Below are 11,734 nucleotides of genomic sequence, written 5' to 3'. Positions count from 1 at the left end.
GCTAACTCGTTATTAGCTTTCGCTGACTAATTGTTTGTGGTGGGTAACTAACCAAGAGCGCCAAGGCGTTTCTGGTGTTCCCGTTGCATTATACTTTTGGTCTAAGCGCTGCATAACCTGAAGGTACTCTCCAGTGGAAATAGATAGGCTTAAGTCCAATAATTCCTCTTTGGTCAAATAGAGATTGCGTTTGATCACGGCATTGATGTCACTTAAGTAACCTGCCGGTACAAAAGATGAAATGATTTCAAGGCTTTCGGCTTTATAGAGACGAATGTAAAATTTCGCAAATGTTCGCACCGCTTTAGCCTGGTTGGCGGAATCTAATTGCGTGATGGATACTAAATTACTCATAATAGCCCTTCCTTACTAAACTTATTACACTTTAAGTATAGACCTTAAGTGACAAAAGTGTAAAATGAAAGTTTGGGATGCCTTAGTTGTATTTGTTCTTTAGATGAGTTATAAAAGTAGTATTAATAATAATGAGGTGAATGGATTGACCCCGATGAAAGAAGACTACCTCAAAATCATTTTTGAGTTAGGCGGGAAATCAAAAAAAGTATCAAACAAACAAATTGCAATGGGACTCAACATTGCAGCAGGTTCAGTGACCGAAATGATCACGAAATTGGTGGAAGAAGGCTTAGTTGAACATACACCTTACGCTGGCATATCTTTGACAGATGAGGGCATTCAAATTGCTGAAATAATGGTGCGTAAACATCGGATCTGGGAAACCTTTTTAGTAAAGAAGCTTTCCTACAAGTTATCAGAAGTCGATGATGATGCAGAGGTGCTTGAACATGTGACTAGCGAACATTTGTTAGATTCACTGGACGCATTTTTAGGCCATCCCACACATTGTCCGCATGGGGGTGTGATCCCTGACAAAGAAGGTAATTACCAAGAGGACAGCCACACCCTTTTGGCAGATGTCAAGGAAGGCAGTATCGTAGTGGTGGATCGATTTATCGATAATCGCGAATTACTCAATTACTTGGACGAAATTGATTTAGATATCGGAGATAAAATTCAGGTTATTCATCATGCTCCGTTTGAAGGACCGACGACGGTAAAACTAATTGACAATGAGTCAACAACGGATGAACGCCAAATTAGTTATAAGGCAGCACATTATGTTTTTGTGCAAGAAGGCTAATCGGCTGCTTTTGAGAAGGCATTCTAGATTATAAAAAAAGAAAAAGAGCACTTAATTGTAAATAGGGTATCTTTTTTTGATTTTATATGCTACAATTACATTGTATTTTGGTTAGGTAATTTTGGTAAGATCGTTTCATAAAGAAATATCCCCAATTTGCACCGGATCAAGTATTAAAATATTTAGTGCAAAAAGCACTCAGGAGGATTTTCTATTATGGAACATGGTACAGTTAAATGGTTTAACGCAGACAAAGGTTTTGGTTTTATTACTCGCGAAAACGGTAGCGATGTATTCGTACATTTCTCAGCTATCCAAGGCGACGGATTCAAGACTCTTGAAGAAGGCCAAGCAGTTACTTTCGATGTAGAAGAAAGCGACCGTGGACCACAAGCTGTTAACGTTGTTAAAGACTAATTTTAAAAATTAGAGTTTAAAAGTCAGAGATTTTCGTCTCTGGCTTTTTTTATGTCCAAATGTGAATTACTTTCAATGAAATTGTGTAATTTGTAGTCGTTTTGTGGGGATGGCTATGGCATAATAGACAGTATTAATTATCGGGGTGACGGCAGTGAAACAAACTGATTTGGTATTAGACACTTGTTTATTGGCAGGACGAATTATGATCGAAAATGGCTCGGAAATGGCCCGTGCTGAAGATACAATTATGCGGATTGCCACCAATTCTGGTTATCCAGATGCACAGGTCTTTTCAACAGTAACCGGAATTATTATGTCAATTCCCGATCAAAAAAATGCCCAGGTAGAAAGCGTAAGTCGGCGCAGTATTGATTTGGAAAAGGTGAGTTGGGTCAATCGACTTTCACGGGATTACGCGGATCATAAGATCACGTTGGCAGATTTTTTTGAACAGCTAAAATTGGTGGATCAGGCCGTTCCTTATTTTCCGTTTTGGTTGCAAGTCTTAGGTGCGGCCCTAGTGAGTGGCCCATTGATGACCATTTTTTGTAATAATTTCTACGATATTGGTGTGACGTCCATTATTGGCGCGGTCGGGTTTGCCATTTATTACGGCATCAACAAGACTCTAAATATCAAATTTATTAGTGAGTTTGTGGCCTCCTTGTTAATTGGCATTTTGGCTGTTATTGCCGTACGACTTGGGTTAGGCCATTCTGTTGATAATATTATTATCGGTGCAGTTATGCCCCTGGTTCCTGGTGTTCCCCTTACCAATGCGGTTCGTGACATTTTGAATGGTCACTTTGTGAGTGGTCCTGCTCGTGGTATGGAAGCTTTACTCACGGCGGCTGCGATTGGGTTTGGAATTGCGTTTGTATTTAGATTCTTTTAGAGGTGATGCGGCATGGTTATGATGATTGAAATATTTTTTGCATTTATTGCGACAGTAGGTTTTGGCATTATTATCAACATTCCACACCGTGCGCTGGTGGTGGCTGGGCTCATTGGGACCGTTGCCTGGTTAGTTTATTGGCTCTTTTTTAACCTCCAACTGGGTTTAGCATTAAGTAACTTAACTGCTTCAGTGGCGATTGGGCTTTTGAGTGATGTTGCTGCGCGGCGGATGAAGATGCCCATGCTGATTTTTAACATTCCTAGCTTAGTCCCGCTTGTGCCTGGTGGGCAAGCTTATCAGATGGTGCGTAACATTGCCTTGGGGGATGCGGCGCAGGGAATGCGCTTTTTGACGGAAGTGATTGAAATCACTGGTTCGATTGCCATTGGCTTTTTGTTAGCTGAGCTTCTGAACAAATTGTGGAAGAAAATCATGCAAAAAAAAGCTTCTTTTTAAATGTAATGGAACTGTAAATAAGGCGAGATGCGTCTGTTGAGGCAAACGTGTTAGGATAAAACCGTACATAGTGGTGAATTGAGAACATAGGAGATATTGGAGGAGTTAGTTTGAAAGTAACGCGGAAACAAAAGTTTTTGGCGGTTTGTTTAGTTGCTCTCACTTTTTTAGTGGGATTAGTCGTAAACAATCCGGAGTCTAAGGCGGAATCAGTCAATAGCTATATCAGTACTAAAAAAATTAAACCAGTTGGGATAACGAAGGCAATTTGGGGAGGTTTTCCAAAATCTACCTACAACAAGGGTTATGGCAAGCCTGAAGGGGTTGTCATCCATGAAACGGCCAATCCTAATTCTACGATTTATAATGAAATTGCTTATATGAAGGCTCACTATGAAAATGCTTTTGTGCATAGCTTTGTGGATGCGGGTCGTATTATTAATATTGCCAATACGAATTATCTAGCTTGGGGCTGTGCTTATCCAGGTAATGGTAAGTTTATTCAGTTTGAACAGGTTGAAGTGCATTCCAAATCCGCATTTGCCCACGAAATTGCGAATGCGGCGTGGTATACGGCATACCTACTTAATGAATATCACTTGAAACCAAATAATGCTTCTTATGATGGACGTGGCACAGTTTGGTCCCATAAAGCTGTTTCAGAATTTTTGGGTGGCTCGAGCCATACTGACCCTTATGGTTATTATTTGAATAATGGACGAAAATATTTTGGGCAGGCTTACACGATGGCCCAATTCTATCAATTAGTCAAAAGTTACTATAATGGTTTGCAGTACAAATACGTAAAATATACGAATACGAACCTCACAATGGATGTTAAGACAACGCCAGGACATGATTTTTATAACCATGTGCCCAATAGTAAATATAAAAATATCAGACGAACACATTATGGTAAAACGTATGCGGGTAAAACCATTCAAATTGATTGTACTGGGAAACGAGATGGTACTGGGACTTTATATTACAGAGCCCATTACAATGGACAGTTAATCGGCTGGATTTATGGCGGTGGGTTAGCTAAGCATGTTCGTTATACGACCGTTTCTAAATCGATGGATGTAAAGGTAGCACCAGGTCATAATTTCTATAACCATGTCACTAGTAGCAAATATACCAACAACAAGATTTTGTACTATGGAAAGAATTATGCAGGTCAAACGATTCAGGTGGATAACATCGCTTATCGTGATGGGACCAAGACGCCGTACTACCGTTGTTATTACAACGGAAAACGACTTGGCTGGATTTACGGTGGTGCGCTAGGGGTTCGTGTGAGCTACTCCTTCCAAGCAAATAGAAAAACAATGACGGTAAAATGGACACCAGGTCATGATTTCTTGAACCATGTGATGGCAAGTAAGTATACGGTTAAAAGATTGCATTATGGCACAACTTATCGTGGCAAAAAAGTTACCATTGATAACATTGCTTATCGAGCAGATGTGAAGGTTCCCTATTATCGTTGTTATTATGACGGTAAAAAAATCGGCTGGATCTATGGCGGTGCTTTAATCTAAAAAAGTGTTTTGATTTCGACTATAAAAGTTCAGAAAAAGAAAGAGACTGGGGGGTTTCCCAGTCTCCTTCTTTTTTTAATATTGGCCGTTTTGATAATCGGACGTGTTGCTATCTGATTGAGTCGTTGAATCATAGTCGGTAGTATCACTAGTCCCAGTTGTATACCCACTTAGATTGGTAGTTCCTGTCGTTTTGCTTTTAAGATCTAAGCTTTTGCGAATGAAATTGGTGACACGTTGCATTTCAGTTTGCGTAGGAATTTCAAAGTCCTGTCCGTTAAGTACCTGTGTCGTTCCTTGTAAGTGAGTTGATTTTAGATGGTGAGTAGCCACCCGATATTTAGTGGAAAGGGCTACAATTTCATCAAAAGTTAAATCAGTTTGTGTTTGTTTCTTTAAAGAACTCATAAAACTCTGACTTAATAGGGTCGTGACAGAATCACTCTTTCGTAAAATCGCCATAAGGACTTGTCGTTGCCGCTTCTGGCGACCATAATCGCCTTGAGGATCTTCATCACGCATCCGTGAGTAATCTAAAGCAGCTTTGCCACTTAAGTGAATTTTCTTCCCTTTGACCACGTTAGCTGCACCGTATTTGAATGTGATAGTTGGCTTGATAGTTACGCCACCAACGCCATTGACAATTTTTTCAAGACCACCCATGTTGATCAAGCCATAAAAATCGATTGGAACGTCTAAGAGTTGTTGGATGGCTTTAATACTTGTACCAGCGCCACCAAAGGAATATGCAGCGTTTAGTTTCGATGGGGCATATTGTGTATAACCCGGAATAGAAAGAGCAGTATCTCGTGGGATACTTGTGAGCGTCATTTTTTTCTTTTTGGGATTAAGGGTTGCAATAATAATGGTATCTGTTCGACCACGATAGTTTCGCCCCAAAGCGCCTGTGTCAGTGCCAAGCAACAAAATGGAAATTGGCTTATTTTGTTTGATAACTGAAGAAACATCCCGGGCTTTTTGAATATTTGCGCTGTTAAAAACGGAATTGGCTGCTTTCTTGGCTGCGTACCATTTATAAGCACCAAACACGGCAAGCACGATAACTAATATCGCAACGATCGTAAGAATCAATTTCTTTCGTCGAAATTTGTGGGGACGATGATTAGGATCTCGTTGTTCTGCATTTTGAGACGCTCGTGTTGGGGGGACGTTAAAATGGTTATGTAGTTCGGCTCTTTTTGGTGTTTGGTCCTCGTTCATGGGTTTGCCTCCTGAAGCAATTTTAATTAAGGTGCTATCTCACTTAATCATACCGGATTAGCGTGTGTTTAGCCGGAAATTTGCACGATTTAATCTTTTTTTAAACATAAAAAGTATATCACACTTCATGAGTTCTCAAGCGGAAAAGTTATAGGTCTGTGCACTGTTTGGCTCCTAATGGGTGTCTTTAATTTAGCGTTTACTTGGAATCTATAGTGTATGATAATTGATAGAAATGAAGCAAAAAAAAGTAACGATTACCAAAATTGGTTAAGTTCTGGTATTCTGAGTGGTAGGCACGTCCCTATTTCCTAAGATAGGTAAAGTTGAGGGTGAGTAGTATAATGAGTAAAAAAATTGAAACCTCTCGCTTGGTTCTACGACCATTTTTGGCGAGTGACTTAACAAGTATTCGCGCAGTTGTAGAAAACAGAACAATTGCGGAGATGGCTGGATTTCAAGCGGCAAATGGAGCGTTTGAAAGTAATTATTTTTTAAAGCAATTGATGCAACCTAATGTTTGGGCCATCGTTTTAAAAGATGGCGCGCAAGTTCTTGGTAGTGTGGGATTGTATGCTGTCATTGGTGAGAATCATGAACCAGCATCCAATCAGTGGGAGTTGGGTTACATGCTTAATGAAGACTACTGGGGTTTCGGGTATATGAAAGAAGCCACCTGTGCAATTTTAAATCTAGTTTTTACGAAAAGACCTGATGCCATTATCCTAGCAAGTACCTATGCTGATAATCAGCGATCGGTTAAAGTATTAGAATATTTGGGATTTCAGCAAACAGGTGAACAAATTCAGCCTGTGAGTGTTTTAAATACCACTGCGCAAAAGGAAAATTTTTATCATTTAACAAGGGAAACGTTTAATAAGGGTGGTCATTATGCAACTAACTAAAGGATTTGAACAAGCAGCCTGTATCATTGCACTTTTGTGTACACAAAACCGTGCTGTGCCGCTCACAACGGCGGTCATTCACAAGCGGTTGACAGGTTCAGAAGCTTATTTACGGAAAATTATGCGGAAACTGGTCTTGGCGGGGTTGGTCACTTCATTGCCAGGCAATAATGGCGGGTTTCGATTAGCCAAAGATCCGAGTGACATTTCACTTCTGGATATTGTGGAAGCCAGTGAGGGGCCAATTAAAACTTATCCTGATATGGGCTTTATCGAAAATGTTTTTTCGGAAGCACAACCGATTGCTGAACGCGGAAAAAATGTTTTGAATGAAACTTTTCAAAAAGCAGACGGTTTATGGCGTGATTATTTAGCACATCAAAGTCTCAATGATGTGTTGGTTAAAATTATTGGTGAGCCTGCCAAGCCGGGGATTGATTGGAATGCACCTGAAAAAGGACTCACGGAACAATTGGAAAAAATGAAGCAAAGAATGGCAGGTAATTTACTTCGTTAAAGTGACTTTTCGTGAATCTGTATTGTCAGATGACGCGAGCTTGTATATAATTGAATCATATCGAAAGAAGAGGTTGCCAAACTCATGAGTCATGACTGGGAGATCAAAAAGGATCGCTAATCAGTCATAAAAGGGTGTTTGGCCGAAATTCAAAGTTGCTTTTTCAACTGCGAGTTGGGTCCTGGCTCAATAAGTCAGGGACTGTCGTGATATTTTCAAAGGTATCACGGGGCGCTATCTACGATTTGACTGAGAATTTGGGTAAGTCTTTTTGTATGGCGATTTGTTATACAAAAGGGCTTTTTTTATTGGTTAAAAATGTGATTGCCTTTTTTAGTAGTAGCTTTCAATGCTAATGGTGTATTGAAAATTTGGGATAAGTATTTAGGGAGGAAGTCATATAATGGCAGAAAAAGAGAATCACTCTATTGATCGTTCTTTGAAAACAAGGCACATCTCAATGATCGCTCTCGGTGGTAGTATTGGGACTGGATTATTTGTTGCTAGTGGGTCAGCAATTTCGCAGGCAGGTCCTGCAGGCGCACTAATGGCCTATGTAGCAATGGGAATTATGGTGTATTTCTTAATGACTAGTTTGGGAGAAATGGCGACTTACATGCCTGTTTCTGGTTCATTTGCAACCTATGCCACCAAGTATGTAGATCCTGCTTTAGGATTTGCGATGGGATGGAATTACTGGTTCAATTGGGCAATTACCTTAGCTGTTGATATTAGTACGGTTTCAATTGTCATGAAGTTTTGGTTACCCAATGTTCCTGGCTGGGTGTGGAGCACCGTGGCCTTAATTTTAATTTTTGTGGTCAACGCACTAACGGTTAAAGCTTTTGGTGAAACCGAGTACTGGATGGCGTTGATCAAGGTAGTGACTGTCATCATTTTCTTGGTTGTGGGTCTGGCAGTTATTTTAGGAATTATGGGCGGCCATGCCACCTATTTGACCAATTTCACGTATAAAAAAGCACCGTTTGTAGGCGGCATACCCATGATTTTAAGTGTGTTTGTTGTCGCCGGGTTTTCGTTTCAGGGGACCGAGCTGATTGGTATCACAGCTGGTGAATCTGCAACGCCTGAAAAGAGTGTTCCTAAGGCCATTAACCAGGTCTTTTGGCGGATCTTATTATTTTATATTTTGGCTATCTTTGTGATTGCTTGCATTATCCCTTACACAAGTCCTGATTTGTTAGGGTCTTCTGCAAGTGATGTAAAAATTAGTCCGTTTACGCTCGTTTTTCGACGCGCCGGCTTAGCAGGTGCCGCCAGCATCATGAACGCAGTTATTTTAACTTCGGTAATTTCTTCGGCCAATTCAGGGATGTATGCTGCAACACGAATGCTGTATTCCATGGCCTTAGAGGGCTATGCACCCAAAACTTTTAGTTTGACCACCAAACGGGGGATTCCGCTGATGGCTTTGATTGGGACTTCAATTATTGGAGCACTAACCTTCATTTCAAGTATTGAAGGACCAGAAATTTACATGTGGCTAGTCGCTGCTAGTGGGTTGACGGGATTTATTGCTTGGTTGGGCATTGCCATTTCCCATTTACGTTTTCGAAGAGCCTTTATTAAGCAGGGGCATAAAGTCGAAGAGTTACGTTACCATGCTAAGTGGTTCCCGTTTGGTCCCATTTTTGCGTTTGTACTTTGTTTATTAGTTATTGCAGGACAGGATATTCATTCGTTTGCAACCTTTAATTGGCAGGCAATTGGAATTAGTTACATGAGCGTGCCGATTTTTATCGTGTTGTATAGCTACTACAAGATTAAGTACCGCACCCACGTTATTCCTTTAGATGAAGTTGATTTAAAACAACCCGATTTTATTTTAAAGGCTCGAAAAGAAGAAAAATAAGTGTATAATGTAAGGCGCTGCAATAAATCAAGATGAGCGGTTAATAAAAAAGTTGAAACCATATATTGTTTTTGAATCATATCATGCTACAATATATAGTATTAAAACATGAATAAAGGGGAACTTTGAATGATTGCATTGTCAGGCCCAATTGGCGCAGGTAAAACAACACTAACAGAAATTTTGTCACAACACTTAGGTACCAAAGCTTATTATGAATCAGTTGATGACAATAAAATATTGCCGCTGTTTTATAAAGATCCAAAACGTTATGCGTTTTTGTTACAAATTTATTTTTTGAACCGACGCTTGGATGGGATTAAGCAAGCTTTTCAGACTAAGAACAGTGTGATGGACCGTTCTATTTATGAAGATTCATTACTCTTTCATTTGAATGCTGACTTAGGACGTGCAACTAAGACGGAAGTTCAAATTTATGATTCTTTATTGACAAATATGATGGAAGAACTACCTGAAACGCATTATCAAAAGAACCCGGATTTGTTGATTGATATTAACATTTCGTTTGATACGATGCTTAAACGGATTAAAAAGCGTGGCCGTTCATATGAGCAAATTGATAATGATCCAAGCTTATATGAATACTATCGTGACTTAAATGACCGTTACAATGAATGGTATGATAATTATAACGAAAGCCCTAAGATCCAAATTGATGGCGACAAGTTCGATTTTGTGGAAAATCCTGATGCCCGCCAACAAGTCATCAAAATTATTGATGAAAAGATCTCGGAAATCTAAATTTAACCAGTTGTTTCTTGACCAAACTTCGGTTATGATTAGGGTAATAAATAAACGTTAATCCACATTAAGTAGATTTAAAGCGAGGTAGGTTAGTGAAAGCTACCAATCGAAACTCCGGTGGATCCAAACGGGCGAGTAATTTCGCACGGCTGCGGTCGTTAATCTCAATGAGGGTGCTGGCAACAGCAAACTTGGGTGGTACCGCGAAAAAAGACCTTTTCGTCCCAATTGATGGGATGAAAAGGTCTTTTTGTATGAGCAAATTGATGAGGAGGAATAGCAATGTTAGATTTAAAAAAAATTCGAACAGATACGGATTTTGTTAAAGAACGTTTAGGCACACGAGGCATTGATCCTAAAGAAATTGATAAGTTGTTGGATGTGGATCAACGCCGCCGCGATTTGATTGTGGAGAGTGAAAATCTCAAGAAGACACGTAATGAGGTTTCTGACCAGATTTCCTTACTTAAACGAAATAAAGAAGATGCCAATGACAAAATTACCGAAATGCGTAAAGTTAGTGGCGAAATTAAAGATTTAGATCAAAAATTACAGGTCATCACGGACCAAGTTCAAGATATGGCGGCTCATTTACCCAATATTCCTAATGAGGATGTTCCCATTAGTTTGACGGAAGAGGGAAGTGTTGAGTTACGCAAAGTAGGCAAGCCGCGTGAATTTAGTTTTAAACCTAAAGCGCATTGGGAAATCGGAGAAAACCTTGGTATTTTGGATTTTGAACGTGCTGCCAAAGTTTCAGGGAGTCGCTTCGTTTATTATGTGGGTTTAGGTGCCAAGCTGGAACGTGCCGTTTATAATTTCTTTTTAGATCAAAATGATAAGGCCGGCTACACCGAGATGATTACACCATACATGGTTAATGATGACTCGATGTTTGGGACAGGACAATTTCCAAAGTTTAAAGAAAATCATGCGGGATATGAAATTCAAGATAGTGATTTGACATTGATTCCAACGGCTGAGGTTCCTTTGGTCAACTATCACCGGAACGAAATTTTGGATGAGGCTGAATTACCAATTAGTGAAACGGCATTATCCCCAGCTTTTCGTTCTGAAGCCGGAAGTGCTGGTCGCGATACCCGTGGATTGATTCGGATGCATCAGTTCAATAAAGTTGAGATGGTGAAATTTACTAAGCCTGAAGATTCTTGGAATGAATTGGAAAAGCTAACTGGACAAGCTGAAAATCTGTTGAAGTTGTTGAAGTTGCCATATCATGTGATTACACTGACAACTAGTGATATGAGCTTTACAGCAGCAATGACACACGATTTGGAAGTTTGGATCCCAGCTCAGGATACGTATCGAGAGATTTCAAGTTGTTCTAACTGTACTGATTTCCAAGCGCGTCGTGCCCAAATTCGTTATCGTGATGCGCAAGGGAAATTACAGTATGTGCACACTTTGAATGGTTCTGGACTAGCAGTTGGACGAACGGTCGCTGCCATTTTAGAAAATTATCAAAATGAAGATGGTTCGGTCACCATTCCTGATGTCCTGGTACCGTACATGGGTGGACTGACAAAGATCGCCAAGGATTAGTCTAAAAAGATATAAATATAATTCAGAGTGGATATTTTAACGACAACTGCAAAATTCTGTTGACAACTATTGGGGGTCAATGATAATATTATGTAGTTGTCGTTTGATGGAGGATTAGCTCAGTTGGGAGAGCGTCTGCCTTACAAGCAGAGGGTCACAGGTTCGAGCCCTGTATCCTCCATTTGAGCCGTTAGCTCAGTTGGTAGAGCATCTGACTTTTAATCAGAGGGTCGGCAGTTCGAGGCTGCCACGGCTCATTTTACAAATAGCATTGCGGGCGTGGCGGAATTGGCAGACGCGCAAGATTTAGGTTCTTGTATCGAAAGATGTAAGGGTTCGAGTCCCTTCGCCCGCACTTCTAATTAATATTCAATATTAATTAGCCGACTTAGCTCAGTTGGCAGAGCATCTGT

Annotated in this window: 12 protein-coding genes, 3 tRNA genes and 1 riboswitch; of the genes, 13 read left to right on the top strand and 2 right to left on the bottom strand. The window is 40.1% G+C overall.

Annotated elements, in window-relative coordinates; all coding sequences use genetic code 11:
- Positions 1-12: 12 nt before the first annotated feature.
- On the bottom strand, positions 13-354 hold the full coding sequence (locus IV80_RS01885; protein WP_057748691.1) for a hypothetical protein: 342 nt from the start codon (positions 352-354) through the stop codon (positions 13-15).
- Positions 355-499: 145 nt separating this feature from the next.
- Here IV80_RS01885 and IV80_RS01880 point away from each other — a divergent pair, with 145 nt between their 5' ends.
- From IV80_RS01880 to IV80_RS09935, 5 genes are all read left to right on the top strand, one after another.
- Complete coding sequence (locus IV80_RS01880) at positions 500-1,162, top strand: metal-dependent transcriptional regulator (protein ID WP_057748688.1); 663 nt, start codon at positions 500-502, stop codon at positions 1,160-1,162.
- A gap of 216 nt (positions 1,163-1,378) precedes the next feature.
- Positions 1,379-1,579, top strand: a complete 201-nt coding sequence (locus tag IV80_RS01875; protein ID WP_057748686.1) for a cold-shock protein — start codon at positions 1,379-1,381, stop codon at positions 1,577-1,579.
- Between the two features lie 154 nt (positions 1,580-1,733).
- Complete coding sequence (locus IV80_RS01870) at positions 1,734-2,477, top strand: threonine/serine exporter family protein (RefSeq protein ID WP_057748681.1); 744 nt, start codon at positions 1,734-1,736, stop codon at positions 2,475-2,477.
- A gap of 12 nt (positions 2,478-2,489) precedes the next feature.
- Complete coding sequence (locus IV80_RS01865; protein WP_057748678.1) at positions 2,490-2,936, top strand: threonine/serine exporter family protein; 447 nt, start codon at positions 2,490-2,492, stop codon at positions 2,934-2,936.
- 110 nt (positions 2,937-3,046) lie between these two features.
- Positions 3,047-4,477, top strand: coding sequence for a GW dipeptide domain-containing protein (locus IV80_RS09935; protein WP_083490476.1), 1,431 nt, complete (start codon positions 3,047-3,049; stop codon positions 4,475-4,477).
- Between the two features lie 75 nt (positions 4,478-4,552).
- On the opposite strand, the gene IV80_RS01855 is transcribed toward IV80_RS09935, so the two are convergent.
- On the bottom strand, positions 4,553-5,698 hold the full coding sequence (locus IV80_RS01855) for an LCP family protein (RefSeq protein WP_083490475.1): 1,146 nt from the start codon (positions 5,696-5,698) through the stop codon (positions 4,553-4,555).
- 344 nt (positions 5,699-6,042) lie between these two features.
- Here IV80_RS01855 and IV80_RS01850 point away from each other — a divergent pair, with 344 nt between their 5' ends.
- The 8 genes from IV80_RS01850 (at position 6,043) to IV80_RS01815 (ending at position 11,676) form a co-directional block, all read left to right on the top strand.
- Complete coding sequence (locus IV80_RS01850; protein WP_057748675.1) at positions 6,043-6,603, top strand: GNAT family N-acetyltransferase; 561 nt, start codon at positions 6,043-6,045, stop codon at positions 6,601-6,603.
- Complete coding sequence (locus tag IV80_RS01845; RefSeq protein WP_057748669.1) at positions 6,590-7,120, top strand: Rrf2 family transcriptional regulator; 531 nt, start codon at positions 6,590-6,592, stop codon at positions 7,118-7,120. Before IV80_RS01850 ends, IV80_RS01845 begins: the two co-directional genes overlap by 14 nt.
- Before the next feature lie 59 nt (positions 7,121-7,179).
- Positions 7,180-7,365: riboswitch (Lysine riboswitch) on the top strand.
- Between the two features lie 158 nt (positions 7,366-7,523).
- The gene (locus IV80_RS01840) at positions 7,524-8,993 is read left to right on the top strand and encodes an amino acid permease (RefSeq protein WP_057748666.1); all 1,470 of its coding nucleotides are present in this window, start codon (positions 7,524-7,526) and stop codon (positions 8,991-8,993) included.
- A 129-nt stretch (positions 8,994-9,122) separates the two neighbouring features.
- Complete coding sequence (locus IV80_RS01835; RefSeq protein ID WP_057748664.1) at positions 9,123-9,755, top strand: deoxynucleoside kinase; 633 nt, start codon at positions 9,123-9,125, stop codon at positions 9,753-9,755.
- Positions 9,756-10,040: 285 nt separating this feature from the next.
- Positions 10,041-11,321 (top strand): serine--tRNA ligase, encoded by a 1,281-nt coding sequence (gene serS / locus IV80_RS01830; RefSeq protein WP_057748662.1) that lies wholly within the window; start codon positions 10,041-10,043, stop codon positions 11,319-11,321.
- A gap of 108 nt (positions 11,322-11,429) precedes the next feature.
- Positions 11,430-11,502, top strand: a tRNA-Val gene (locus IV80_RS01825).
- A gap of 3 nt (positions 11,503-11,505) precedes the next feature.
- Positions 11,506-11,578 (top strand) — tRNA-Lys (locus tag IV80_RS01820).
- A gap of 16 nt (positions 11,579-11,594) precedes the next feature.
- Positions 11,595-11,676 (top strand) — tRNA-Leu (locus tag IV80_RS01815).
- Positions 11,677-11,734: the final 58 nt, after the last annotated feature.

The organism is Pediococcus cellicola (assembly GCF_001438655.1).
In the GTDB taxonomy this organism is placed as follows: Bacteria; Bacillota; Bacilli; order Lactobacillales; family Lactobacillaceae; genus Pediococcus; species Pediococcus cellicola.
Note: the sequence above shows the minus strand (reverse complement) of the source record. Positions and strands in the feature narration are given on the sequence as shown.